At 64.2% G+C, this 23,897-nt stretch carries 24 protein-coding genes and 1 tRNA gene; 11 read left to right on the top strand and 14 right to left on the bottom strand.

Annotation, left to right across the window (positions count from 1 at the left end; genetic code table 11):
* Positions 1-84: 84 nt before the first annotated feature.
* Positions 85-945, bottom strand: a complete 861-nt coding sequence (argB, locus tag DAEP_RS0112425) for an acetylglutamate kinase (RefSeq protein ID WP_008556475.1) — start codon at positions 943-945, stop codon at positions 85-87.
* 134 nt (positions 946-1,079) lie between these two features.
* On the opposite strand from argB, the gene DAEP_RS0112420 reads away from it, so the two are divergent.
* The gene (locus DAEP_RS0112420) at positions 1,080-1,808 is read left to right on the top strand and encodes an SDR family NAD(P)-dependent oxidoreductase (RefSeq protein WP_008554434.1); all 729 of its coding nucleotides are present in this window, start codon (positions 1,080-1,082) and stop codon (positions 1,806-1,808) included.
* A gap of 42 nt (positions 1,809-1,850) precedes the next feature.
* Here the strand turns inward: DAEP_RS0112420 and DAEP_RS0112415 are convergent, their stop codons facing one another.
* From DAEP_RS0112415 to ttcA, 7 genes are all read right to left on the bottom strand, one after another.
* A complete protein-coding gene (locus DAEP_RS0112415; RefSeq protein ID WP_027244888.1) occupies positions 1,851-3,248 on the bottom strand; it encodes a PepSY-associated TM helix domain-containing protein in 1,398 nt (465 codons plus the stop codon).
* A gap of 71 nt (positions 3,249-3,319) precedes the next feature.
* Positions 3,320-3,685 carry a DUF2946 family protein gene (locus DAEP_RS0112410; RefSeq protein ID WP_008555724.1) on the bottom strand — a complete coding sequence of 122 codons (366 nt, stop codon included), beginning with the start codon at positions 3,683-3,685 and terminating at the stop codon, positions 3,320-3,322.
* A 3-nt stretch (positions 3,686-3,688) separates the two neighbouring features.
* Positions 3,689-4,336 carry a ribosome biogenesis GTP-binding protein YihA/YsxC gene (gene yihA, locus DAEP_RS0112405; RefSeq protein ID WP_027244887.1) on the bottom strand — a complete coding sequence of 216 codons (648 nt, stop codon included), beginning with the start codon at positions 4,334-4,336 and terminating at the stop codon, positions 3,689-3,691.
* On the bottom strand, positions 4,336-5,091 hold the full coding sequence (locus DAEP_RS0112400; RefSeq protein ID WP_027244886.1) for an MOSC domain-containing protein: 756 nt from the start codon (positions 5,089-5,091) through the stop codon (positions 4,336-4,338). The genes yihA and DAEP_RS0112400 overlap by 1 nt, the downstream gene beginning before the upstream one ends.
* Positions 5,088-6,890, bottom strand: coding sequence for a membrane protein insertase YidC (yidC, locus tag DAEP_RS0112395; protein ID WP_008554625.1), 1,803 nt, complete (start codon positions 6,888-6,890; stop codon positions 5,088-5,090). Before yidC ends, DAEP_RS0112400 begins: the two co-directional genes overlap by 4 nt.
* A gap of 133 nt (positions 6,891-7,023) precedes the next feature.
* Positions 7,024-8,568 (bottom strand): putative bifunctional diguanylate cyclase/phosphodiesterase, encoded by a 1,545-nt coding sequence (locus tag DAEP_RS0112390; protein WP_027244885.1) that lies wholly within the window; start codon positions 8,566-8,568, stop codon positions 7,024-7,026.
* A gap of 66 nt (positions 8,569-8,634) precedes the next feature.
* Positions 8,635-9,522: a tRNA 2-thiocytidine(32) synthetase TtcA gene (gene ttcA / locus DAEP_RS0112385; protein WP_027244884.1), complete on the bottom strand. Its 888-nt coding sequence runs from the start codon at positions 9,520-9,522 to the stop codon at positions 8,635-8,637.
* A gap of 120 nt (positions 9,523-9,642) precedes the next feature.
* Between ttcA and DAEP_RS0112380 the strand changes: the two genes are divergently transcribed.
* The gene (locus DAEP_RS0112380) at positions 9,643-10,179 is read left to right on the top strand and encodes a hypothetical protein (RefSeq protein ID WP_027244883.1); all 537 of its coding nucleotides are present in this window, start codon (positions 9,643-9,645) and stop codon (positions 10,177-10,179) included.
* Positions 10,180-10,181: 2 nt separating this feature from the next.
* Here the strand turns inward: DAEP_RS0112380 and yidD are convergent, their stop codons facing one another.
* From yidD to rpmH, 3 genes are all read right to left on the bottom strand, one after another.
* On the bottom strand, positions 10,182-10,412 hold the full coding sequence (gene yidD / locus DAEP_RS0112375; RefSeq protein WP_027244882.1) for a membrane protein insertion efficiency factor YidD: 231 nt from the start codon (positions 10,410-10,412) through the stop codon (positions 10,182-10,184).
* A 153-nt stretch (positions 10,413-10,565) separates the two neighbouring features.
* On the bottom strand, positions 10,566-10,991 hold the full coding sequence (gene rnpA / locus DAEP_RS0112370) for a ribonuclease P protein component (protein ID WP_008557908.1): 426 nt from the start codon (positions 10,989-10,991) through the stop codon (positions 10,566-10,568).
* A gap of 23 nt (positions 10,992-11,014) precedes the next feature.
* Positions 11,015-11,149 carry a 50S ribosomal protein L34 gene (rpmH, locus tag DAEP_RS0112365; protein ID WP_008554144.1) on the bottom strand — a complete coding sequence of 45 codons (135 nt, stop codon included), beginning with the start codon at positions 11,147-11,149 and terminating at the stop codon, positions 11,015-11,017.
* A gap of 332 nt (positions 11,150-11,481) precedes the next feature.
* Here rpmH and DAEP_RS0112360 point away from each other — a divergent pair, with 332 nt between their 5' ends.
* The 4 genes from DAEP_RS0112360 (at position 11,482) to DAEP_RS0112345 (ending at position 15,244) form a co-directional block, all read left to right on the top strand.
* Positions 11,482-12,246, top strand: a complete 765-nt coding sequence (locus DAEP_RS0112360) for a TVP38/TMEM64 family protein (RefSeq protein ID WP_027244881.1) — start codon at positions 11,482-11,484, stop codon at positions 12,244-12,246.
* Positions 12,247-12,248: 2 nt separating this feature from the next.
* A complete protein-coding gene (locus tag DAEP_RS0112355) occupies positions 12,249-13,667 on the top strand; it encodes a dihydrolipoyl dehydrogenase family protein (protein WP_027244880.1) in 1,419 nt (472 codons plus the stop codon).
* A gap of 15 nt (positions 13,668-13,682) precedes the next feature.
* Positions 13,683-15,068, top strand: coding sequence for a sensor histidine kinase (locus DAEP_RS0112350; protein ID WP_027244879.1), 1,386 nt, complete (start codon positions 13,683-13,685; stop codon positions 15,066-15,068).
* A 99-nt stretch (positions 15,069-15,167) separates the two neighbouring features.
* Positions 15,168-15,244, top strand: a tRNA-Arg gene (locus tag DAEP_RS0112345).
* A gap of 975 nt (positions 15,245-16,219) precedes the next feature.
* On the opposite strand, the gene DAEP_RS0112340 is transcribed toward DAEP_RS0112345, so the two are convergent.
* Complete coding sequence (locus DAEP_RS0112340; RefSeq protein ID WP_027244878.1) at positions 16,220-17,110, bottom strand: alpha/beta fold hydrolase; 891 nt, start codon at positions 17,108-17,110, stop codon at positions 16,220-16,222.
* 108 nt (positions 17,111-17,218) lie between these two features.
* On the opposite strand from DAEP_RS0112340, the gene betI reads away from it, so the two are divergent.
* The 5 genes from betI to DAEP_RS0112315 all read left to right on the top strand — a co-directional run bounded on the left by betI (position 17,219) and on the right by DAEP_RS0112315 (position 19,343).
* Positions 17,219-17,848: a choline-binding transcriptional repressor BetI gene (gene betI, locus DAEP_RS0112335; RefSeq protein WP_027244877.1), complete on the top strand. Its 630-nt coding sequence runs from the start codon at positions 17,219-17,221 to the stop codon at positions 17,846-17,848.
* 20 nt (positions 17,849-17,868) lie between these two features.
* Positions 17,869-18,009, top strand: a complete 141-nt coding sequence (locus DAEP_RS23960; RefSeq protein WP_154665055.1) for a hypothetical protein — start codon at positions 17,869-17,871, stop codon at positions 18,007-18,009.
* 123 nt (positions 18,010-18,132) lie between these two features.
* The gene (locus DAEP_RS22695; protein ID WP_084204426.1) at positions 18,133-18,597 is read left to right on the top strand and encodes a MarR family winged helix-turn-helix transcriptional regulator; all 465 of its coding nucleotides are present in this window, start codon (positions 18,133-18,135) and stop codon (positions 18,595-18,597) included.
* Positions 18,590-18,964, top strand: coding sequence for a hypothetical protein (locus tag DAEP_RS0112320; protein ID WP_027244876.1), 375 nt, complete (start codon positions 18,590-18,592; stop codon positions 18,962-18,964). The genes DAEP_RS22695 and DAEP_RS0112320 overlap by 8 nt, the downstream gene beginning before the upstream one ends.
* A 58-nt stretch (positions 18,965-19,022) precedes the next feature.
* Positions 19,023-19,343 carry a monooxygenase gene (locus tag DAEP_RS0112315; RefSeq protein ID WP_051337388.1) on the top strand — a complete coding sequence of 107 codons (321 nt, stop codon included), beginning with the start codon at positions 19,023-19,025 and terminating at the stop codon, positions 19,341-19,343.
* 634 nt (positions 19,344-19,977) lie between these two features.
* Here DAEP_RS0112315 and DAEP_RS0112310 read toward each other — a convergent pair.
* Positions 19,978-21,699, bottom strand: coding sequence for an OFA family MFS transporter (locus DAEP_RS0112310; protein ID WP_008555771.1), 1,722 nt, complete (start codon positions 21,697-21,699; stop codon positions 19,978-19,980).
* Positions 21,700-21,947: 248 nt separating this feature from the next.
* Positions 21,948-23,891 (bottom strand): sensor histidine kinase, encoded by a 1,944-nt coding sequence (locus DAEP_RS0112305; RefSeq protein WP_036760641.1) that lies wholly within the window; start codon positions 23,889-23,891, stop codon positions 21,948-21,950.
* Positions 23,892-23,897 lie beyond the last annotated feature (6 nt).

Below are 23,897 nucleotides of genomic sequence, written 5' to 3'. Positions count from 1 at the left end.
CATCTGGCAGAAAATATCCCGGGGTGAATTGGCCCAAGGGGCCAAGAGGGGCAGCGCCCCCCAAGTCCCCTTTCTGCAGACGCCTCAGGCGCGGATCATCGAGCCCGCGCCGTGGTCGGTGTAAAGCTCCAGCAGCACCGCGTTCTGCACCCGCCCGTCGACGATGGTGCAGGCGCGCACGCCGTTCCGCACCGCGTCCAGCGCGGTCTCGGTCTTGGGGATCATGCCGCCCGCGATCACGCCGCTGGCGGTCATCTCCTCGACATCCGCCGCCTTCAGCTCGGTCACCACGTCGCCCTCGGCATTCTTGACGCCCGCCACATCGGTCAGCAGCAGCAGCCGGTCGGCGGTCAGCGCCTTGGCGATGGCGCCGGCGGCGGTGTCGCCGTTGATGTTGTAGGTCTCGCCGTCGCGGCCGCCGCCGATCGGGGCGATAACCGGGATCAGGTTCTTTTCAAACAGGCCGTACAGCACCTTGGGATCCATCTCGGCGGGCGCGCCGACAAAGCCCAGGTCCGGATCGGCCTGATCGCAGATGATGAGGTTCGCATCCTTGCCCGACAGCCCCACCGCGCGGCCGCCCTGGCGGTTGATCGCCTGCACGATGCGCTTGTTGACGACACCGGACAGCACCATCTCCACCACTTCCATGGTGGCGGCGTCGGTGACCCGCTTGCCGTTCACGAACTCCGACTTGATCTGCAGCTTTTCCAGCATCGCGTTGATCATCGGCCCGCCGCCATGCACGATCACCGGATTGACGCCCACCTGGCGCATCAGCACGATGTCGCGGGCGAAGGTGTCCATCGCCTCATCGCTGCCCATGGCGTGGCCGCCCAGCTTGATGACCACAATGGCCCCGGCAAAGCGCTGGAAATAGGGCAGCGCGCTGGAGAGTGTTTCGGCGGTGGCAATCCAATCGCGGTTCATATCTTGTTTCTTCATTGCTGCATCATCCCTTAGCCCCGATGTGTTACGGCGTTCCGGCGCCGCTGCCAAGGGTCGCGTTTGGCGCACCCCATTGCGGATCGCGGCGCGGGTGCTAGGCTCACGCCAGATTCTCACACAAGGAGTGCGCCATGCGCCAGAAGACTTTGCTGCTGACCGGCGCCAGCCGCGGCATCGGCCACGCAACCGTGCGCCGCTTCAACGCCGAGGGCTGGCGGGTGATCACCTGCTCGCGCCAGCCGTTCCCGCAGGAATGCCCCTGGGGCGGCGGCCAGGAGAATCATGTGCAGCTTGACCTGTCGGACCCGTCGGACACGATCAACGCGGTGGGCCAGATCCAGGAGCTGCTGGACGGGCGGCTGGACGCGCTGGTCAACAATGCGGGCATCTCGCCCAAGGGGCCGGAGGGTGAGCGGCTCAATACGCTCAACACCGACCTGATGGACTGGGGCAAGGTGTTTCACGTGAACTTCTTTGCCTCGGTGGTGCTGGCCCGCGGCCTGAAGGAAGAGCTGGCGGCGGCGCAGGGCTCCGTCGTCAATGTGACCTCGATCGCGGGCAGCCGGGTGCATCCCTTTGCCGGTGCCGCCTATGCCACGTCGAAGGCGGCGCTGGCGGCGCTGACGCGGGAGATGGCGCATGACTTCGGGCCGATGGGGGTGCGCGTGAACGCCATTGCGCCGGGGGAGGTCGAGACCTCGATTCTGTCGCCCGGCACCGAGAAGATCGTCGCCAAGCTGCCGATGCAGCGGCTGGGCCAGCCGGAGGAGGTGGCGGCGGCGATCTACTTCCTGTGCTCGCAGGAGAGCTCCTATATCTCCGGCACCGAGATCGAGGTGAACGGCGCGCAGCACGTCTGATGACGGGCATGCCGCCCGGCTGGAAGGCCGGGCGGCGCTCTGTCAGCTCACCGCGCGTTTCAGCAGCGGCAGGTTGCCGAGCAGCAGCACGTCGAACGCCAGCACCGCCAGCAGCGCCAGGCCGGTCAGCGGGAAGGCCAGCGAGACCAGAACGGCAATCAGCGCGGCCCCCTTCCAGAACGGCATCTCTGCCGGTTCCGGCGGCGCGGCGAGGCGGGCGGCACCGGCTGGGCGGCGCTTGACCCACATCACCAGGCCGGAGAGGCAGACAAAGATCACCGCGAGGCAGAACACCACGTTCAGCACGAAGCTCCAGCTGCCCATCAGGCCCATGTGGAAGGGCACGCTGACCGCCATCGCCTTACCGGCCCAGGAGTAGTCTTCGTATTTCACATCCGCCAGGATCCTGCCGCTGTACTGGTCCACATGCACGGTGCGGTCGATGAAGGGGCTGTCGCCGTCGCCGCTCATGCTGTCGCGGTTGAGGGTCCAGACACCGGTTCCGCCGCCGGGGTAGGCGAGACGGAAGCGGCCCTCCAGCCCCAGGGAGCGGCCCAGGGCAATCAGGCTGGCGGCATCCACGGGCGCGCCTTCGGCAACGCCAGTGATCCCGGCGTCAGAGCCGGAGGCGGGCATCGGGGTCTGTTCCAGCGCCCAGGGCACGTCATTGGTGTGCCCGTGGTTCATGGTGGCGTGGATATCGTCAGACAGGGGCACGTTGTCCCATTTCGCCGCCGGGAAAGTGCTCCAGGCCTGCATCATCTGGCCGCCCCAGATGCCGGTCCAGGACAGGCCCGAGATCAGGAAGATGACCAAGAGCGCCGACATCCAGAAACCGGTCACCGCGTGCAGGTTCTTCCACAGCGCCCGGCCCTTGGCGCGGAAGTTGGGGATGAATGCGCTGGCGGCGTTGCCGCGGGGCCACCACAGGTAAAGCCCGGTCAGCACCAGCACGATGCCGAGGCCTGCGGCGATCTCGATCAGCCGGTCGCCGGTGTCGCCGATCAGCAGGGTGGAGTGGATGTTGTCGGCCAGGTCATACCAGCCTGCGCGGCGGTCCCAGACCTCGATCACCTCGCCCGAGTACTGGTTCAGGGCGACCAGGCGCTGACCCGCTTCGGTTTTCACCCGGAACACGGCGGCCAGGTCCGGCGCCTTGGGGCCGATCCATTCGGCGATGGTGCCGGGCTGGGCGGCAAGGACGGCGGCCTCCTGCTCAGGGATGCTCAGCTCGGCGGGGCTTGGGGTGACGGGGATCTTCTCGCCGTCGCGGCCATCGAACTGGGTAATGAACATCATCATCAGGCCGGTCACTGCCAGCATGATCAGGAAGGGGATCACGAACAGGCCGGCGTAGAAGTGCCAGCGCCAGACGGCGAAGTAGAATTTTTCGGTAAGCGGGCGCGATTGGCCCGCGGAATGCGGTTGGCTGGTTGCCATTGGGTCTCTCCATACCGGAACAGGGCCGGACGCGCGGGGCGCCGGCGGAAATGTCAGAATTGTTCAGAAAGTCAGGAGAGCGCGGGCGGGCCGCGGGCATCATAGCGCCAGTGGAAGCCGGCGGTATGATGGGTGAACGCCTCGCGCGACCAGCGGTCTGTCAGCGGGGCCTCAAGGTTCAGATCAATCAGGCTGTCCGGCAGCAGCGCCACCGCGCCAAGGGCGGCAAAGGGGCAGCTGCGGTCCTCCATCTGCTCGGTGGGGGCGTGACCGCCTTCGCCCTCCAGATCGACCCAGGTCTCCACCGTGCCGCTGCCGGTGCAGATCACCAGAAGCACCTTGCCGTCCTGCCCGGTGGCCGGCATCCATCCGGAGGGGATCAGCCCGGCAGCGGCCAGGGCGATCACAACCAGATAGGAGGCGAGGCGGGCAATCACGGATCAGAGGCCGGCGATGATCGACCTGAGGGTCGGGATGCCGTCGCCCTTCTCGGACGAGGTCAGCACGATTTCCGGATAGGCCGCCGGGTGTCTGGCCAGCGCGCCGCGCACCTGCTCCAGCACCTTGGCGCGGTCCTTTTCCTTGACCTTATCGGCCTTGGTCATGACGCACTGGAAGGTGACGGCGGCGCTGTCCAGCAGCTTCATGATGTCCTCGTCCACCTTCTTGACGCCATGGCGGCTGTCGATCAGCACAAAGGCGCGGCGCAGGTTCTGGCGGCCGGACAGGTACTGCTTCAGCAGCTTCTGCCATTTCTCCACCACCGCCAGCGGCGCGTTGGCATAACCGTAGCCGGGCAGGTCGACCAGATAGAGGTCGGGGCCTTGGGTGAAGAAGTTGATCTCCTGCGTGCGGCCCGGCGTGTTGGAGGCGCGCGCGATGCCCTTGGTGCCGGTCAGCGCGTTGATCAGGCTCGACTTGCCGACATTGGAGCGGCCGGCAAAGCAGACCTCCACCCGGTCGGCGTCCGGCAGGCCGTTCATCGCGACCACGCCCTTCAGGAATTCGGTTTCACCCGCAAACAGCTTGCGGCCTTTTTCCAGGGAAATCTCGTCCGGCGCTTCGGCCAGGGAAAATTGCATCTGCATCACAGTACCTTCACCGCATCGCCGATGCGGACAGGGCCGCCGCGGATCACCTCGGCATAGACCGAGAAATCCTGGTGGCCCCAATTGTCTTTCAGGGTTTTCAGCGTGTCGGCGTCGCGTTCGCCGGTTTCGGGGTTGGCGGTGGTCGCCAGGCAGCGCACAACGCGCTCGCGGACGGCAAGGACTGCGCCGCCGATCTGCACCTCGCGGCCCAGCCAATCGTTTTCGGCCCAAGGGTCATCCAGGTCGAACCAGATGTTGCCGCGCCAGCGCAGCGGCGACAGCGGGTGGCCGATGGCCTGTTCCACCGCGCGGTGGGAGGCCCGGTTGCACAGCGTGATCGAGGGGAACGCGCTGTCGGTCAGGCCGCGGCCCGGCACCCGCACAATGCGGGCCGAGCCGGCCCGGTTTGCAGGCAGCAGCGGTTTTTCCCAGTCCAGGAACCGCGGCAGATCCGCGGGGTTTTCCGGGTCGAAGGTCAGATCGGGGCGGTCCGGGTGGGTCAGCGTCAGCTGGCCGGCGGCGTCGTCCAGCCGGGCATTGACCGCCATCAGCGCGGGCGCCTTGGCGACGCGGGTGAAGTTCTGGCAGGGCACCCATTCGGAGCCATCCGCCTTGGAGGCCTCATGCGCGACCGCCCAAACGCGGTCGCCGGGCATGGTCTGCCCGGCGCTCAGAGTTACGGCTTCCAGTGCCTCCCGCCCGTGTGATTTGAGCGGGTGGCGCCAGATGTCTGTGACCTCAGCGGGCCTCACTTCTCAGCCTTCGGCTTCTTCTTGAAGCTCGACTTGATGTTGCCGAACACGTCCGGCGAATAGCCATGGCTGCGCATGATCAGATACTGCTGGGTGAAGGTGATCGTGTTGTTGGCAATCCAGTAGACCACCAGGCCGGAGGCGAAGCCGCCGAGCATGAACATGAACACCCAGGGCATCCAGGCAAAGATCATCTGCTGGGTCGGGTCGGTGGGCGCCGGGTTCAGCTTCTGCTGCAGCCACATCGACACACCCAGCAGGATCGGCAGGATGCCGATGAAGACCAGCGCCAGGATGCTTTCCGGGGCCGGGGCTGCCCAGGGCAGCAGGCCGAACAGGTTGAAGATCGAGGTCGGATCCGGCGCGCTGAGGTCCTGGAAGGGCCCGAAGAAGGGCGCGTGGCGCAGTTCCAGGGTGACGAAGATCACCTTGTAGAGCGAGAAGAAGATCGGGATCTGGATCAGGATCGGCAGGCAGCCCGCGGCGGGGTTCACCTTCTCCCGCTTGTAGAGCTCCATCATCTCCTTCTGCATCTTCTGGCGGTCGTCGCCGGCGCGCTCCTTGAGCTTCTCCATCTCCGGCTGAAGCTCTTTCATCTTCGCCATGGAGGCATAGGATTTATAGGCCAGCGGGAATACCAGGATCTTGATCACCACGGTCAGGCCGATGATCGCCCATCCCATGTTGCCGATTAGGACGTTCAGGTTGTGCAGGAGCCAGAACATCGGCTTGGTCAGGAAGAAGAACCAGCCCCAGTCGATCACGTCCAGGAAACCCTGGATGCCTGCCTTCTGGTAGCCGCGGATGGTTTCCCATTCCTTGGCGCCGGCAAACAGCTGGGTGGTCACTTCGGAGGACTGGCCGTCGGCAACGGTCACGGTCGGCAGCACGATGTCGGTCTGGTAGATATCGCGGCGCTCGTCGAATTTGGCGATCGAGCGGAAGGCCTGGCCCGGCGCGGGGACCAGGGTCGACATCCAGTAATGGTCGGTGAAGCCGATCCAGCCGTTCTCTGCGACCTGGCGGACCTCTGCCTTGGAGCCGTCGCGCGCATCGGCTTCGAAATCGGCCATGTCGTCATAGTCGATTTCGGCCAGCTCGCCGTCGGACATGCCAACCAGGCCTTCGTGCAGGATGAAGAAGTTCTTCAGATCGGCCGGCTGGCTGTGGCGGGCCAGGGTGCCGTAGGGCGCCAGCGACACGGTGCCGCCGGAGGCGTTGGCAACCGACTGGGTGATCGAGAACATGTAATCCTCGTCGACCGAGATGGTGCGGCTGAAGGTCAGGCCCTTGCCGTTGTCCCAGGTCAGGGTGACGGGGCTGTCCGGGGTCAGGGTGGCGTCTGCCCCGGCGCTCCAGACGGTGTTGGCGCCCGGCACGTCATCCAGCGACAGGCCGGCGCCCGGAGCCCAGCCATAGAGCGCGTAATAGGCCTGGGCCTCGCCCACCGGCTTCAGCAGTTTGACGATCGGGGAATTCGCGTCCAGCGTCTCGCGGTAGTCCTTCAGCGACAGATCGTCGATCCGGCCGCCCTGCAGCGAGATGCTGCCGGTCACCCGCGGCGTGTCGATGGCCAGGCGCGCGGCCTGCGGCGCTTCGGCCTGGGCCGGGGCGCTGCTGTCCACCGCCTCAGCCGCGGCGCTGGGCGCCAGTGCGGTATTGCCTGCGGGAGCGGTTTCGCTGACCGCGGTTTCCGGCGCCTGTTCCGGTTCCGGCGGCGGGAATAAGGTATACCACCCGAGGATCACCAGAAAGCTGAGTACGGTTGCGAGAATAAGATTTTTGTTCTGATCGTCCATTGGGGACTGCCACCTCGTGTAGGGAAGGACACGTGGGGTTCAACAGAGGTGGGCCGCAAAGGTCAAGCAGAATCGGGCCGCGCCGGGGCGGCAGAGCGCCCCGGCGCGGTATAAAGTGCCCGGAAGCGAGCGGTCAGGGGGTCTGGCGGCCGATCACAGGCGTGTTCTGCAGTTTCGCCTCATGGGCGGCGATCCAGTCCAGCGTCTGCTCAAACGGCATCGGGCGGCCGATGCCGAAGCCCTGCACGTGGCCGCAGCCCAGCTGCGCCAGCAGCGCGTGCTCGCCCGCGGTTTCCACCCCTTCGGCCAGGGTGTCCAGATCCAGCCGCTCTGCCATCGTCAGGATCGCCGAGATCAGTTTCTGCTGTTCCGGGTCCTGATCAGCCTTCATCACAAAGGAGCGGTCGATCTTGATGCGGGAGATGTTGAAACGGCGCACCGCGGCGATCGAGGCGTGGCCGGTGCCGAAATCGTCAAGGTCGATGTGGCAGCCCAGGTCGCTGAGGGCGAGGATGTTGCGGGTGACCACGCCGTCGGGCTGGTCGGTCATCACGGTTTCCAGGATCTCGACACACAGGCGGCTGGGGGGCAGTTCAAACCGCTCCAGCTCCCATTTGACGCGCCCGGCCAGCCCGGGGTTGCGCAGCTCCTGGGTGGCGAAGTTTACCCCGACGCAAGGGACGTTCACCCCGGCTGCGTCCCAGGCCTTGACCGCCACCAGGGCGTTGTAGAGCATCACCTGGCTGAGCCGGTCCATCAGCCCGGCTTCTTCCAGCGCGGGCAGGAAGGTGGAGGGCGGGATCAGCCCCTGCACCGGATGCGACCAGCGCGCCAGCGCTTCGAATCCCGAGACCCGGCCGGTGTCGGTGCAGATCTGCGGCTGGAACCAGGCCTGAATCTGGCCGTTCTCCAGCGCCGCCGCGGCTTCCTCGCGCAGGTTGGAGCGGGAGTTGCCGCGGCCCGACATATCCGCCGAATAGGCGCGGATTCCGCCGGGTCCGTTGCTTTGCGCCTCGGCCAGGGCGGCGATCGCGGCGCCGGTCCAGTCGGCGCCGGTTTTGCCCGGCGCCCGGTTGCGCTGGCAGAAGCCGATGGAGGAGGTCATGTAAACCGTGGTGCCGTCCAGCGGCACCGGTTCCTCCGCGGCGGATTGAATCCGGCCCGCCAGCTGAATGCACAGTTCCAGGTCCAGCTGCAGGGTAGGAGCCAGGCAGATCGCGAAGCGGCTGTCGCCGAGCCGGGCCACGACATCGTTCTGGCGCAGGGCGGAGGCGATCTGCGCGCCGCACTGCTGCATGATCCGGTCGCCCGCGTCCTGGCCGTGCCGGTCGGCCAGCTCCTTATAGTCGTCGAGGTCCACGATGAAGACGGCCGAGCGCAGATCGGTATCGGCGCATTCGGCGTAGATGCGGGCAGTCTCCTCCTCGAACCCGTCGCGCAGCATCATGCCGGTGATGCTGTCGCGGGCACGGCCGCGGCCGCCGAGCTTGCTGAAGCCGCCGGTGGCGGCGAGCAGCACCGGAAGGCCAAGCGCCATCGACAGCAGCGCCACCTCGCCGCCGAGCCAGTAGGTGGCCAGCGTCAGCGCGGGCAGGAAAGCGAGCACGGGCGGCCCGAAAAGTGCGGGGGCAAGGGTTTGCCGGAGCCGTGCCAGGAGACCTGAACCCGTGTTCATCATTCTCAGACCTTTCGTCTGCAGCCAGTCATTCCGGCCTGAGACTAAGGTGCTGATCTAACCCGGGAGTTAACGCAGCTTGGGAATTCCGGAATTTTCCTGCTCATCGCCGGATTTCTTCAGTTCCAGGCCAGCAAAATCGAACAGTTTCGGGTCCAGCAGATGCGAGGGGCGCGCATTCATCAGCGCCCGGAACATCACCTGGCGGCGTCCGGGCGAATTTGATTCCCACTGGTCCAGGATCTGTTTCACCTGCTGGCGCTGCAGGCCGTCCTGGCTGCCGCAGAGGTCGCAGGGAATGATCGGATAGTTCATTGCGCGGGCGAATTTCTCGCAGTCGGCTTCTGCCACATGGGCCAGCGGGCGGAACACGAACAGATCGCCCTCCTCATTGACCAGCTTGGGCGGCATGGTCGCCAGACGGCCGCCGTGAAACAGGTTCATGAAGAAGGTTTCCAGGATGTCATCCCGGTGATGGCCCAGAACCACCGCCGAGCAGCCTTCCTCGCGCGCGATGCGGTAGAGGTTGCCGCGGCGCAGGCGCGAGCACAGCGCGCAATAGGTGCGCCCCTGCGGCACCTTGTCGACCACGATGGAATAGGTGTCCTGATACTCGATCCGGTGCGGCACGCCCATCTTTTCCAGGAACTCCGGCAGCACGGTGGCTGGAAAGCCCGGCTGGCCCTGGTCCAGGTTGCAGGCCAAGAGATCCACCGGCAAGAGGCCGCGCCATTTCAGCTCATAGAGCACAGCCAGCAGGGTATAGCTGTCCTTGCCGCCCGACAGGCAGACCAGCCATTTCGGCGTGCTGCCGTCCTCGCGGCGCTCGACCATGCCGTATTGGTCGATGGCCTCACGCGCATAGCGCACGATGCGCTTCCTGAGCTTCTTGAACTCAGTGGTTGCGGGGGCGCCGGCAAACAGCGGATGGATTTCGTCCAGATCATCATCAAGCATGCGCGCGCCCTAGCCGAGCACGGGCGTTTTGCCAAGGAAAAAAGGTGTGCAGCGCTAGGGGGCGGCGGTAAGGCGCGCTAAGCTGGAGCGGTAAAGCGATTTGATCAGTGAGGGCATTTTATGAGCGAAGACAGCAAGGAGGCGCGGATTGTCCGCAAGGCCGTGGGCGAGGCGGAGGCCGGCCTGAAAGGGCTGGAGAAAGAGCTGCGCGGTGTGGTCAAGCAGTTCGAGAAGGGCGCGATGACGCCCGCCAAGGGCAAGGCCGCGGCGCAGAAGGTCACCGCTTTCATGAAGAAGCAGTCGCAGGTCACCAAGCTGCAGAACGCGCCGTTCTTTGGCGAGCTGCCCTTGGATGTGCAGGACGGCGTGACCTGGCTCGACAGCGTGGTGAATGAGCTGAACAACGTGCTGGGGCGGCTCGCCAGCGCGCTGAAGCTGATGCAGAAAAAGCCGGATAAGGACTACGGCATTCTGGTCAAGGCGTCCAAGGAACTGGAGAGCTATATCAGCCAGCCGCCCAAGGGTGTGGGCACGCTCTTGAAAGCGGCCAAGGCCGGGAAGGCGGCGGGCGATCCGATGATGGCTTTCCTGCCGTTCATCATCCTGATGTGGATGATCATCGACACCATCGCGCGCGGGCTGAACCGGAAGAAGTGAGATCAGTCCTTGCGGTCCGGCACCGGGTCATAGCCATCGCCGCCGAAGGGGTGGCAGCGGCCGATGCGGCGGAGGGTGAGCCAGGCGCCTTTGATGGCGCCGTGTTTCTCCAGCGCTTCCAAAGCGTAGGCCGAGCAGGTGGGCTGGTACCGGCAGTTGAAGCCGACCCAGGGGCTGAGCAGCAGCCGGTAGGCGCGCACGGGGAGTGCGAGGATATGGGCCAGCGGGGTCATGGCGGATAGATAGGTGCAGCCGCGCAGTAAGGCAATGAGGGCAGCGCCCGAGACCGGAAGGGGCGAAAGCGTCCTCCCGCGCGGAGGAGCGGACGCTGTCCGGCCTGCCGGCCGGACGAGTCGCGTTCAGACAGCCGGGAGCCGGTTGCTGCCCTACTGGCCGTGGATCTTTTTCAGCGCATAGATCAGGTCGCGCTTCAGCTCCTCGAACGGGCGCTGGGCGGTCTCATCGGCGCGGCCGATCAGCACGTAATCCCAGCCCGGGCGGCCATGCACAGGCAGGATCATCCGCGCGGCCTCGCGCAAGCGGCGCTTGGCGCGGTTGCGGGCCACCGCGTTGCCGACTTTCTTGGAGCAGGTGAAGCCCATGCGGATGCCGCCGTCATCCTGTCGGTTGCGGCCCTGGACCATCATGCCCTTGGTGCCCTGCTTCAGGGCAGGGGGGCGGGCGCAGGCGAGGAAATCACGGCGCTTGGCCATGACCTCAAGCTTGGGCGCATCCGATGCGCAAACGGACACCGCCGGAGGCGTATCCCCGCGGGCAGCGTTGCCGTCCTTGGGGGCCTCCGGCGGTGTCATGTCCGTCAGAACGGGAACTGAGCTTATGCGCTCAGTTCTTTGCGGCCGCGGGCGCGGCGTGCGTTCAGGATCTTGCGGCCTGCTTTGGTGGCCATGCGCGCACGGAAGCCGTGGCGGCGTTTGCGAACCAGGTTCGAAGGCTGATAGGTGCGTTTCATCGCTCCGGTCTCCACATTTATGTCTACGGGTACGGCGCGGAATCGCCCGCCCGGGGTCTATCTCGAAGCCCGGTCTTTAGGAGGGAATGACGGCCAAGTCAAACCCTGCAGGCCGCCTTTTCCGGGCAATATGCAACATTTCTGCCAAAAACTGCCCTGGAACGGCCGGTCCGGACGCTGCGGCTGTAACATGGGGCTGGTGATTCTGCCACAAAGCTCACGAAATCCGGAACTGTGTTCAAGCACCTGTGAAGCGGGGCTGCTTGGCCTCGCACAGCGGCCATTTAACACGTAGCAACAGACCCTGCAGCAACCACGGACCCGAAACCGACATGACCGAGACCCCCAATTCCGACCCGCAAGCTGGATCAAAGCCTGGCCTGGCGCGCCACCTGCCGCTGATTGCGGTGGCGGCTGTGGCGCTGATCGGGGCGGTGACGCTGAAGGATTACCTGACGTTTGACACGCTGCGCGACAACCGCGAGGCGCTGATGGCGTTCCGGGATCAGAACTATCTGGGGCTGGTGGCGCTGTTCATGGGGCTTTACATTGTCATCGTGGTGTTTTCGCTGCCCGGTGCGGCGGTGGCCTCGGTGACCGGCGGCTTTCTGTTCGGGCTGGCTGCGGGCACCTTGTTCAACGTGGTTTCTGCCACCATCGGCGCGGCGGGCATCTTTCTGGCCGCGCGCATGGGGCTTGGGGCGATGCTGACCGCCAGGATCGAAGCCGCCGAGGGCCGGGTGCAGATGCTGAAACAGGCGCTGCGGGAGAATGAGATCGAGGTGCTGCTGCTGCTGCGGCTGGTGCCGGCGGTGCCGTTCTTTGTCGCCAACCTGCTGCCGGCGCTGGTGGGGGTGACGTTCCGCAACTTCCTGTGGACCACCGCGGCGGGCATCATCCCTGGTGCCATCGTCTTTACCTGGATCGGGGTGGGCGTCGGCTCTGTCTTTGACCGCGGCGAGGATCCGGACCTGAGCCTGCTGTGGGAGCCGCATGTGATCGGGCCGATCCTGGGGCTGTGCGTGCTGGCGGCGATGCCGATCCTGGTCAAGGCCGTGCGCGGCAACCTGCGCGGCCGCAAGAATAAGGACAGCTGAACATGAACCGTATTGAATGCGATCTTCTGGTTATTGGCGCCGGATCGGGGGGCTTGTCGGTGGCCGCAGGGGCCAGCCAGATGGGCGCCGATGTGGTGCTGCTGGAAGGGCACAAGATGGGCGGAGACTGTCTGAATTACGGCTGTGTCCCCTCCAAGGCGCTGCTGGCCAGCGCCAAGGCCGCCTATGGCCAGGCGCATACCGCGGCGTTCGGCGTGGCGGATCAGCACCCGCAGCCGGACTATGCCGCGGCCAAGGATCATGTGCATCAGGTGATCGGAACCATCGCGCCGGTCGACAGCCAGGAGCGGTTCGAGGGCCTGGGCGTGCGGGTGATCCGGGAGTTCGGCCATTTCACCTCTGACACCGAGGTGGAGGCCGGGCCGTACCGCATCACCGCGCGCCGCATTGTTATCGCCACCGGTTCCTCGCCGCTGGTGCCGCCGCTCCCGGGGCTGGAGAAGGTGCCGTTCGAGACCAACGAGACCCTGTTCGATCTGCGCGAAAAGCCCGCGCACCTGCTGATCATCGGCGGCGGGCCGATCGGCATGGAAATGGCGCAGGCGCATGTGCGGCTGGGGTGCAAGGTTACCGTGATCGAGGGGCAGAAGGCGCTGGGCAAGGATGATCCGGAGGCCGCGGCGCTGGTGCTTGACGCCCTGCGCGCAGAGGGCGTGGAGATTGCCGAGGGCGCCATGGTGTCCCGCGTAAGCGGGCAGGCAGGCGCGATTGAGGTCGAAACCAGGGACGGCAGCAGATTCCACGGCACCCATCTGCTGATGGCGGTGGGGCGCAAGGCCAACACGGAGCGGCTGAACCTGGAGGCTGCGGGGATCGAGACCCGGGGCAGGGGCATCAAGGTGGACGAGAGCCTGCTGACCACCAACAAACGCGTCTATGCCATTGGCGACGTGGCTGGCGGGCTGCAATTCACCCATGTGGCGGGCTACCACGCCAGCGTCATCATCCGCTCGGCGCTGTTCGGGCTGCCGTCCAAGGCCAAGACCAGCCATATCCCCTGGGCGACCTACACCGACCCGGAGCTGGCGCAGGCGGGGCTGAGCGAAACCCAGGCGCGCGACCGCTATGGCGTGAAGCTGGAGGTGGTGCGGTTCAGCTATGAGCACAACGACCGCGCCATCGCCGAACGCAAGGCCAAGGGCTTTATCAAGGTGATGGTCGTTGGCGGGCGTCCCGTGGGGGCCACCATCGCGGGGCATCAGGCCGGAGAGCTGATCAGCCTGTGGTCCATGGCACTGGCCAACCGCCTGAAAATGAGCCAGATTGCAGCCATGGTTGCACCTTACCCCTCCTTTGGCGAGATCAACAAACGGGCGGCAGGCGCGTATTTTTCCCCGCGGCTATTTGAAAGCAGTCTGGTGAAACGCGCGGTGCGCCTGGTTCAGCGCTGGATTCCATGAGGTAAGGGCGGCGGGATGCTCAACACGCTTTCGGGCAGATTTCTGGTCCTGACCACGGTGTTCGTGATGCTGGCCGAAGTGCTGATCTTCGTCCCGTCGATCGCCCGGTTCCGCGTGGACTACCTGTCCGACCGGCTGGAGCGGGCGCAGATCGCCTCGCTGGCGCTGCTGGCGGACGACATGCTGGAAACCGAGCTGGAAGCGGAGCTTTTGGAAAACGCGGGCGTCTTCAACGTGGTGCTGCGCCGCGACGAGATCCGCCAGCTGATGCTGGCCTCGCCGATCCCGCGGCAGATCTCCGGCACCTACGATCTGCGCATGGCCGGGGCGCTGACGCTGATCAAGGATGCGGTGCTGCGGCTGGCCACGCCGGAAAACGAGATCATCCGGGTGATCGGCGCGCCGGTGCGCGATGCCGGCCTGCTGATCGAGGTCACCATGGAGACCGCGCCCCTGCGCCAGGCCATGCTGGACTACGGGGTGCGGATCCTGATCCTGTCGGCGGTGATTTCCATCTTCACCGCGCTTTTGCTGTTTGTCGCGGTGCGGATCGTGCTGGTGAAGCCGATCAAGAGCGTGGTCGGGTACATGCAGCGCTATGCGGCCGCGCCAGAGGATGCGCGCGGCATCATCCATCCCAGCTCCGGCGTGGTGGAGCTGCGCGAGGCGGAGGAGGCGCTGATGCAGCTGCAGACCGAGCTGACCCACGCGCTGAAGCAGCGCGAGCGCCTGGCGCAGCTGGGCGGCGCGGTGGCTAAGGTGAGCCATGATCTGCGCAACATCCTGACTTCGGCGCAGCTGTTCACCGACCGCATCGAGCGCAGCGAAGACCCGCTGGTGCGCCGCCTGGCGCCGAAGCTGGTGAATTCGATCACCCGTGCGGTCTCGCTGTGCGAGGGCACGCTGGCCTTTGGCCGCGCCGAGGAGCCGTCGCCGACCTTTGCGCTGGTCTGCCTGCATGAAATCGTCGGTGACATCGCCGAAAGCGAGCTGCTGGCGGCCGGCAGCGCCAAGATCGGGATCATCAACACCGTGCCCGCGCCGATGATGCTGCGCGCCGATCCGGAGCAACTGTTCCGCATCATCATGAACCTGGTGCGCAACGCCCGCCAGGCGATTGCCGCAACCGGGCAGGCCGGCACGGTGACGGTGGCCGCCCGCGAGACGGAAGGCGCCTGGTACATCACGGTGGCGGACACCGGTCCCGGCCTGCCGAAAAAGGCGCAGGACAATCTGTTCACCCCGTTCCAGGGCGGCGCCCGCAAGGGCGGCACCGGGCTGGGGCTGGCGATTGCCGGCGAGCTGGCCCGCGGCCACGGCGGCTCGGTGACGCTGACGCAGACCGGCCCCGGCGGCACGGTCTTCGAGATCCGGCTGCCGAAGGGCGATGGCACGATCTGAGCCGCGGGCGGGGCCAGGCGGTAATATGACAGGCGGATGAAACTATTTTTGTTTTTGGGGTTGCGCCTTTTCAATGCTATGGATAAACCCCGCCGCAGTGGACCGATAGCTCAGCTGGATAGAGTACTTGACTACGAATCAAGGGGTCGGGGGTTCGAATCCTCCTCGGTCCGCCACTTCCTTCTTGTCGGGCGACACATAGTTTTGCCATTTGCGGCAGAACCTTTCCTTTTTTGTGTCTCCAGCATCCCCGCTCGCACCTCCTGTTCCGCCAGTGGCGAAGCCTTCACTGATTTTCACTTCGGAAGACCTCGTGTTTTCCGGAGGGCAAAGCAGGGTGGGCGCAGCCCGGACTGCGGCCGGGCGGTGATCTGACACACGGGGCCGGAGCGGTGAAATTGGGAGGGGCCCGCGCCTGGCGCGGGAGGAACCGGATTTCTCCGTGGAGGCTGACGCGCGAGCCACATCAGAACCCGTGTTCAGATTGCCGGCCGGATGGCAGGCGGACCAATCAAACGGAAAATGCCGTGGCAGGGGGGAGCGGGCGCAGCCCGTCGATGCCCTGCCACGACTCCTGGGATATGCAATCCGCGCGCGCCGCGCGGATTTCTACTGTCTCTTACAGAAGGCGCAGTTGCCCCGGCAAAACAGCCCAGTTCTGCTCCTGCAAAAGGGATCGTTACCTTCTGAGGCGGAAACTGGGTACTTCAAACGACTTGTGGCCGCGGTGGAAAGTGGCTCGGAACGAGACGCGTTCCGCCGCTCCCGGGCCGCAGGGAGTTTGAGCTATTCAGGTTCCGTCCGGATGCCGATGCAGTCGGTATCCGGATAGAGCCCGTTCACGAGCTGAAAGCTCGGGATTTGCCCACCCAAGAAGGGGCGTTCAAGACGAGCGCAGCCAAGTCCAGGAACCAGCCCGAATGGCAGGAGGAAAGCAGCCGACGAGATCTTCCTTTGCCATTCGCCACGCGGATCGTGAACTCACATATCGCCGGACTTTGCTGCTATTCGCCGCACATGCTGCCATCGACAGCCAAAGTGGCGATTTTGCGCAGTAACGGGAGTTGAACGGCCGTAGCGCAAAACTGCGGAACAGTCCGTTTGATTGCCTGCAGCAAACCGCATTGCAGCCTTGCTGCAGGCTCTGCCTCTCAGCCATCCAGGAAGTCGGAAATGGTCGCAGCGGCCTGTTCCGGCATTTCCCAGAACATATTATGCCCAGCCCCTTCGAAGGTTTCGAAACGAGCATTTGGATAGGCCTGTTTCAAGTTCTCCTGATGCGCTGCATCAAAGAGCTGGTCCTGATCTCCCCAGACAATCAGCATGGGGGCTTCAACGAGGCCAGTGAAGGCGGAAAGACTCCCGAGCGCTGTTCCCCAAAGCACACCCCTCCAAACATGGATCGGCATCGCCGCGCTTTCCGTTCTTTCTGCGCTGACAAAATCCTGGTCCACGGGGTTGGGGTTCCAGTACCAGTCCATCATGAACTGGCCGTTCGGGTCGATCGGCGGCTGAAGCGGCATAATGTTGCCCCAGAGCCAGCTGCCTGGCCCGCTGCCTGTCTCGACGGTGGAGGAAAGCAAGACCGCCTTTTTCACCTGCTCAGGATGTTGGGCCGACAACAGCTGAGTCGTGAGTGACCCAAGGGAATGGCCCACGATGTCCGCTTTCGCGATGTCCAGCGCCTCGAGAAACAGATGCACGTCATATGCCAAGTCAGTATAGGCATAGCAGCATTCCGGCGCGCTGGACTTGCCGTGGCCGCGCAGGTCGATCGCGTAGATGTGGCGCTCCGTCAGATAGGGCGCGAGGAGCGACCAGCTGCGGCTGTTGTCAGAGTACCCGTGGATCAGAACAAGCGGATCGCCTTCTGAGTCGCCCATTTCCGAATAGGCCATCGTGATGCCATTCGGCAGGTTCACCGTCTTCTTTGCGCCGGCCCATCCTGCCTGGCTGGGCACCGGGATGTCTTCCGCCCACAGGTTGGACGCGCTCAGAAGCAGGCCCAATGCTGCGCCGAGCGGAGCAAGTTTTCTGAACATGGTTCTCCTCCTCGATGAAAATTGTTCTATTGGTCTATTTGCTGACCAACGGGTCAACACTTGAACCTTCCTTGCAGTTTGTCAATAAGAAGCTGAGGAGAGGATCGCATGGCACTCAGCAAGATCAGTGATATCCGGCGCAGTGAACTTCGGCAGGCGGCCTTTGCTGTGATGCAGCGGGAAGGCGCTTCGGCGACGACGCTGGAAAAGGTTGCAAAGGAAGCCGGAGCCTCGAAAAGCATTGTGCTGCATTACTTTCGCAACAAGCAGGAGCTGTTCGAGGAAGCTATGCGCGAAGGCAATGCGACTCTGCGCCTTGCGGTGGTGAAGCGGCTGAACACGGCGGCCTCGCCGTTTCAGCGCATCTGGGCCGTTGTCGAGGCAAATCTGAGCGAAGAGTTCTTTTCGCCGCCGAATGGCAATGCCTGGCTATCGCTCTGCGCCGAGGCCCCCAAAGCGCCGCGTCTTGCGCGCCTCCAGACGATTATCCACGCCCGCATGCACTCGAACCTTTTGTCCGGGTTGAGGCCGCTTGTGCCGGAAGCGGAGGCCCAGAAAATCGCGGTGACGCTTTCTGCGCTGATTGACGGGTTCTGGGTCCGGCTGGCGCTGGGAGACAAATCCCTGACTTCCAGGATGGCGCTGCAGCTTGCCTATGACCACCTCGCCGCGGTGCTTCCCGGCACCTCGCTGGAGAACGTTATGCTTGCCGATCCGAAGGAATCGTCTGGAAGCTGAGCACCCTCTCCAGTGCGCGGGTGCGCGACGCTGGCACAACGGTTCAGGACCTGTTGCGGGCGCTGCTGAACGACGGCGGAGAATACTTCGTCCCCAATGGCCGGGACATCACCGGCAGGATGGATCATTTCGATATCTTCAAGGCTCTGCTGTGCGAATAGCGCAGCGGGGCTTCCTGGCGAACCCGGTTATTACTTAGGAAAAACAAAGCCATGGCGTAAAGGCCCTTCCTTTTCTTGCATGAGCGCCTTGAATTACCACTATGTAGGGATAATTACCGTGGCATGAAACGAGACCCACATAACCGCGAAAACATGGCCCTGGTTCTGGCCCTCCTGCGCAGTGCCCAGCTGTTCCATCGGGCGATTGGCCCGGCGTTCCGGGCCGCAGGGCTGACCGCATCGCAATGGGACGTGTTGGAAACCCTCAGCAACAAGGGCCCAATGACGGTGAATGCGCTGCTGGAAAGGGCACTTGGAACCTCCGGCAACATGGACGTTGTGATCAAGAACCTGGTCCGCTCCGGGCTAGTCGAAAAAACGGTCAGCGACACGGACCGGCGCAGCCGCGTTCTATCTCTGACAGCGGAAGGCAGGTCAAAGGTCGAGACCTTCCTGCCCGTCCACAACGCCGCGCTGGCGGAGATCTTTGAAGGACTGCCTGCCGACGGCAAGCGCCAGACCATCCGAACGCTGAACCGGCTTCGCCGCAGCATGACCCCCCCCCGAAAGGACCAATTCGATGAGTAACCGCACCTTTCTGACAACGCACAGCGTGATCTACGCGTTCTTCGCTCTGGCGCTGTTCTTTGCGCCCGGGCTGCTGTGGCCCAACTACGGCGTCGAGCTGAACGACCGCTACGCCTGGTTCCTGTCGCAGCACAACAGTATCTTTCTTGGCGGCATCTCCGTCATCAGCTTCCTGTTCCGCGATGCGCCCTCCGGCAGCAAAGAGGGCCGCAAGATCCTGACCGGCCTGATGTGGACCAACCTCCTGGGGCTGGCAGTCACATTTTATGCTGGCGTCACCGGCATCTTCACCGGCTTCGGCTGGTCGGACCCCGCCTTCTTCGCCCTGCTTTCGGTTCTCTGCTTCCTGCAGCTTCGCAAGGGCTGACCCGCGACAGCACTATCGCCGCTGCCCGCGCGGTCACAGCTTCCAAAAGGACAAACTAATGAGCACTCAGAAAATCTGGGACATCCACCTCACCTATGATGGCCCCGTCACCGAAGAATTCCTCCAAGGCGCCAAACAGCTTGCCGAAAGCATTGCCCAGGAACCGGGTGTTGTCTGGAAAATCTGGACCCATGAGGCCAGCACTAATCACTTTGGCTCCACCTATCTGTTCAAGGATCTTGAGCATCTGGAGGCCTACAAGGCCATGCATATCCCGCGCCTGAACGCGATCGGCATCAAGGTCGTCAGCGATCACGTGTTTGACGTGATGGAAGAACTTAGCCAGATCAACCGCGCGCCAGTTGGAACAAGTTCGTAGATTGGGCCGTTTCGTGTTCACGCCTCTCCTGTGGAGCTCAGGGGATGCGTCCTCTACAAGTAGATCAATGTCTGCACTGGAGAAGCGGCAATGCAGTAGGTCCCAAAAGTTGACGGCAGCTATCGTCCGCATCTTTCTCTCACGATTTCGCTGCCGCTGCGAAATTCTGCAACTGCTCGCTCGGTAAATTGGGCTCGAAGCCCGATTTCGCCGCGCGCGGCATGAATGTCTGCTTCATCCGAAGGAAAATCTATGAGTCGCTAAAGGTAACTTTGCTGCGTCGGATTAAAATATTTCCCTTTAAAATCAAACACCCAAGTTTCCCAAAAAGGAAAAACTATGTGTCGCCCGACACTTCTTGTCGCGCGGCACATAGTTTTGCCATTTGCGGCAGAACCTTTCCCCTTTTCGTGTCTCCAGCATCCCCGCTCGCGCCTCCTGTTCCGCCAGTGGCGAAGCCTTCCTGATTTTCATTTCGGAAGACCTCGTGTCTTCCGGAGGGCAGTCGGACCAATCAAACGGAAGATGCCAGGCGCGCTAGAGCGGAGCGGAGGCGCGGCTGTCCGGAAACCGGCTGTCTTGAATGCAGGCTGCATGTGCAGCCGGGGCGCTGAGGGCGCCCCGGCTGGCGGTGTTACTCTCCCGGAACGGCCTGAAGCTCCGGGTCGTCATGGTGGTGGTGCTCCTTCACCGGGCGCATGAAGAGGTTGGCGAAGAAGGCCACCGCCAGCAGCGCCGCCATGCAATACATCGTTGTATTATACAGGCTGGGGGTCGGGTCCACGGTGCCGGCTGGCGCGATTTCCATCAGCTTGGCAATGGTCACGGTCTTGGCCGCCACCAGCTGGTCCAGCTGCGCGACAGGCGCGCCGAATTTGGCGGCGAAGGCGGCAGGATCCACCTTGGCGGCCAGGTCCTGGACCGCGCTGGTCACCGACATCTGGCGCAGCGAGGTAATCGCCAGCGGCCCAAGCACGCCCGCAGTCGACCAGGCGGTCAGCAGGCGGCCATGGATGCCGCCGACATGCATGGTGCCGAACATGTCGGCGAGATAGGCCGGGATCGTGGCGAAACCGCCGCCGTACATCGAGAAGATCAGCATCGTCGCCAGGTAGAAGCCCATCAGATAGACCAGCGAGGGGTTGGCCGCGGCGGCAGAGGCAAAGTAGGGGATCGACAGGTAGAGCGCGGTGCCCAGAACGAAGAAGCACATGTAGGTCGCCTTGCGCCCGATGTAATCCGAGGCAGAGGCCCAGAAGAACCGGCCGATCATGTTGAAGACCGAAATCATCAGGACATAAGTCGAGGCAAAGGCAGCGGTTGCCACCAAGGGCATCACCGAGCCGAAGATCTCGGACATCATTGTCTTGGCGACCCCGATCACGCCGATGCCTGCGGTCACGTTGAAGCACAGCATCACCCACAGCTGCCAGAACTGCGGTGTCTTCAGTGCCTGGTCGATATGCACGTCGTTCTGCGTTACCAGCCCCGAGGCGGCGGGTTTAGGCTCCCAGCCCTCAGGTTTCCAGTTCTTGGCCGGGACCCGGTACTGGAAAGCGGCCAGGATCATCACCACGAAATACACGATCCCCAAGGTCATGAAGGTCTGGGCCGCGCCGGTATTGCCGGTTCCCACCACATAAGCGCCGGCCTCACCGCCGAACTCGGCGGCCTGGGCTGCGCTGGCGATCACCACCTCGATCTTGCCTTGCGCGGTTTCCGCAAAGACCCGTCCGTTTTCGACCACGGTCTGCACCGCGTCCCTGGCGCCAAGATAGGTGGGGGCCGTTTCATAGAGGTCCAGCAGCCAGCCCTTGACCGGAGCGGCGATCATCGCGCCGCCGCCAAAGCCCATGATCGCCATGCCGGTTGCCATGCCGCGCCGGTCCGGAAACCAGCGGATCAGCGTTGACACCGGCGAGACATAGCCCAGTCCCAGCCCGCAGCCGCCAAGCACGCCGTAACCCAGATAGACCAGCCACAGCTGATGGCTGGAGATGCCGAATGAGCCGACAATGAAGCCGCCGCCCCACAGCAGGGCGGCCACGACACCGACCATGCGCGGGCCGACTTCCTCCAGCCATTTGCCGGCAAAGGCGGCAGCCAGCCCGAGGAAGACGATAGCCACCGAAAAGATCCAGACAACAGAGCTGAGGCTCCAGTCGTCGGCGCTGGAGGCGACCACCCCCAGCTCGCGGGTCAGCGGCGGGTTGAACACCGACCAGGCATAAACCGAGCCGATGCAGAGGTGGATGGCGATGGAAGCCGGCGGCACCCGCCAGCGGTTGAAGCCGGGTTCGGCGGTGATGTGTTCCTTGTGCAGAAAGCTCAGCGCGCCGGATGATGGCGTACTCATGTGGTGTCCTCCCTAGTGCTTTTCCGGCGGCTGCAACCTCCTATTGCGGCCGTCCCGAATGGCCCGCGGCAATGTGCCGTAGCTTGACAAAGGCGGAGAGATAACCCAGCTGTCAAATAAATAATTGTTCAATAACAATGCCTTATCAGGTCATTTTGTCTGTGCTGTCGCATGTCCGCAATGACGTTCGGGACATTCTGTCCGCAGGGGGAAACGGGTACCTGCCATTTTGCGCCAATTTGTCCGGATCAGGCGGCGGCCGGCGAGGGCAGAAAAATTTCGAACCGGGTGCCCCGTCCGGGTTCTGACTGCACGGTGATGCGCCCGCCGGCGCGACTCACCAGCTGGTGGCTGATCGACAAGCCCAGCCCGGTGCCCTGGGCCTGCTTGGTGGTGAAGAATGGATCGAAAATGCGGTTCAGCAGATCCGCGGGGATGCCGGTGCCGGTATCCTCGGCGGCCAGCAGCACGCCGTCCGGGGTATCCTCAGCGGTCAGGGTGAGGCGTCCGCCGCCGGGCATCGCCTGCACGGCATTCAGAATGAGATTGACGATCACCTGCTGCAATTCCGTGCGCGATATCCTGACCTGGCCTGTACTGGCCAGATGCGCTTCTGCCTCGATCCCCGTGGCCTCGATCTGATGGCGGGTGAGAACCAGGCAGTCCGCCACAACCTCGGCCGGGGAAATCAGCCCGGCGGCGCCGGAGTATTCCTCAGGGCGGGCGAATTGCAGCAGCTTGGAGACGATCACGCTGATGCGGTAGACCTGATCGTCGATCAGCCGGAACTCCTCCTCTACCGGCTCCGCATGGCGGCCCAGCACCGTGCGGGCCAGGTCCAGATTGCCCTGGATCACCGCCACCGGGTTGTTGATCTCATGCGCGACGGAGGCCGTGATCTCGCCCACCGCGGCAAGTTTCTCGGACACGATCAGCCGCTCTGTGGTCCGTTCCAGCCGCTGGGTTGCCTCGCGCAGATCGGCGGTGCGCTCCTCGACCTTGGCCTCCAGGCTTTCGCCCCAGCCGCGCAGCTGCCGGTCGCGCTCCTGCAGCTGGTCCAGCAGGCTGTCCAAATGCGCCGCCACCCGGGCAATCTCGCCGCCGTCTTTCTGCGGCTGGTTGCGGGCGGCCAGATCGCCCTGCTCGACCCGGGCGATGGTCTGGGTCATGCCCTCCAGCGGACGGAATATGCGCCCGGCCCATTGCAGGAAAATCGGCACCGACATTGCTGCAATCAGCAGGAACGCCCCGCCGAGCGTCAGCACCGTGCTGCGCTTGGCCTGGCGGAACGGGGTTTCCAGAAAACCGACATAGAGCATTCCGGCCCGGTTGCCGCGGCTGTCGAGGATCGGCTCGTAGGCGGAGATGTACCAGTCGTTCACGACAAAAGCCCGGTCCAGCCAGACGTCGCCGCGCCCCAGCACCTGGCCGCGCACCTCTGCAGAGACCCGGGTGCCAAGCGCGCGCACGTTTTCAAACAGACGCACATTGGTGGAGATCCGCACGTCCTCCAGAAACAGCGTGGCAGTGCCTTGGCTGCCCTCCGGCAGGCTTTGCTCGCGGTAGACCAGCGCGTTGATGGTGTCGATGAAATCCAGGTTGCGGTTCAGCAGCCGCCCGCCCGCCAGCACCGCCGTCTGGCCGTTTGGCAGGGCAACCGGTGCGGCGGAATGGATGATCATGCCGCGGGTCTCGGCGGTGCGGTCGGTGGGCACAGCCGCTTCGGTCGCCACCAGCGGGATGGCGGCGCGGGCGGCAAGGCCGGGGGCCAGCGCGTCCAGCTGGGCAGCGTCCAGAATGTCGACCGCGCTTTGCCATTGGCCCTGCAGCGCGCCGCGCAGGACGGGCCAGTCCGAGGGCGAGAACCCGGCACGGCCTTCAGGGCCGGCCAGATAGAGGAAATCAAGACCGAGCCGGGCCTGTTCCTGTGCCAGGAAATCCGCGGTGCTGCCCGCCGCAAGCGCGCTGCGGAAGCGGACCGATTGCGCCACCGCATCCAGCAGCTCGCCCGAGGTGGCGGTCAGCCTGGCCAGATACTGGTCGGCGATGGTCAGATCACCGTTCACCTTGCTGATCAGAAGGCCGTCAGTCTTTTCCGACCAGCGCCAGGTGGCAAGGCCCAGCAGCAAGGGCATCAGCACCAGCATCGGCAGCAGCGCGATCAGCAGCAGCCGGACCCGGACTGACCGCATCAAAGA

The organism is Leisingera daeponensis DSM 23529, assembly GCF_000473145.1.
Classification (GTDB): Bacteria; Pseudomonadota; Alphaproteobacteria; order Rhodobacterales; family Rhodobacteraceae; genus Leisingera; species Leisingera daeponensis.
This window is presented reverse-complemented; position numbering and strand designations above follow the sequence as displayed.

Coding starts and splice junctions, on each gene's coding strand:
- argB (WP_008556475.1), bottom strand. CDS start 945: ATGAAGAAACAAGATATGAACCGCGATTGGATTGCCACCGCCGAAACA.
- DAEP_RS0112420 (WP_008554434.1), top strand. CDS start 1,080: ATGCGCCAGAAGACTTTGCTGCTGACCGGCGCCAGCCGCGGCATCGGC.
- DAEP_RS0112415 (WP_027244888.1), bottom strand. CDS start 3,248: ATGGCAACCAGCCAACCGCATTCCGCGGGCCAATCGCGCCCGCTTACC.
- yihA (WP_027244887.1), bottom strand. CDS start 4,336: ATGCAGATGCAATTTTCCCTGGCCGAAGCGCCGGACGAGATTTCCCTG.
- yidC (WP_008554625.1), bottom strand. CDS start 6,890: ATGGACGATCAGAACAAAAATCTTATTCTCGCAACCGTACTCAGCTTT.
- DAEP_RS0112390 (WP_027244885.1), bottom strand. CDS start 8,568: ATGATGAACACGGGTTCAGGTCTCCTGGCACGGCTCCGGCAAACCCTT.
- ttcA (WP_027244884.1), bottom strand. CDS start 9,522: ATGCTTGATGATGATCTGGACGAAATCCATCCGCTGTTTGCCGGCGCC.
- DAEP_RS0112380 (WP_027244883.1), top strand. CDS start 9,643: ATGAGCGAAGACAGCAAGGAGGCGCGGATTGTCCGCAAGGCCGTGGGC.
- yidD (WP_027244882.1), bottom strand. CDS start 10,412: ATGACCCCGCTGGCCCATATCCTCGCACTCCCCGTGCGCGCCTACCGG.
- rnpA (WP_008557908.1), bottom strand. CDS start 10,991: ATGACACCGCCGGAGGCCCCCAAGGACGGCAACGCTGCCCGCGGGGAT.
- rpmH (WP_008554144.1), bottom strand. CDS start 11,149: ATGAAACGCACCTATCAGCCTTCGAACCTGGTTCGCAAACGCCGCCAC.
- DAEP_RS0112360 (WP_027244881.1), top strand. CDS start 11,482: ATGACCGAGACCCCCAATTCCGACCCGCAAGCTGGATCAAAGCCTGGC.
- DAEP_RS0112355 (WP_027244880.1), top strand. CDS start 12,249: ATGAACCGTATTGAATGCGATCTTCTGGTTATTGGCGCCGGATCGGGG.
- DAEP_RS0112350 (WP_027244879.1), top strand. CDS start 13,683: ATGCTCAACACGCTTTCGGGCAGATTTCTGGTCCTGACCACGGTGTTC.
- DAEP_RS0112340 (WP_027244878.1), bottom strand. CDS start 17,110: ATGTTCAGAAAACTTGCTCCGCTCGGCGCAGCATTGGGCCTGCTTCTG.
- betI (WP_027244877.1), top strand. CDS start 17,219: ATGGCACTCAGCAAGATCAGTGATATCCGGCGCAGTGAACTTCGGCAG.
- DAEP_RS22695 (WP_084204426.1), top strand. CDS start 18,133: ATGAAACGAGACCCACATAACCGCGAAAACATGGCCCTGGTTCTGGCC.
- DAEP_RS0112320 (WP_027244876.1), top strand. CDS start 18,590: ATGAGTAACCGCACCTTTCTGACAACGCACAGCGTGATCTACGCGTTC.
- DAEP_RS0112315 (WP_051337388.1), top strand. CDS start 19,023: ATGAGCACTCAGAAAATCTGGGACATCCACCTCACCTATGATGGCCCC.
- DAEP_RS0112310 (WP_008555771.1), bottom strand. CDS start 21,699: ATGAGTACGCCATCATCCGGCGCGCTGAGCTTTCTGCACAAGGAACAC.
- DAEP_RS0112305 (WP_036760641.1), bottom strand. CDS start 23,891: ATGCGGTCAGTCCGGGTCCGGCTGCTGCTGATCGCGCTGCTGCCGATG.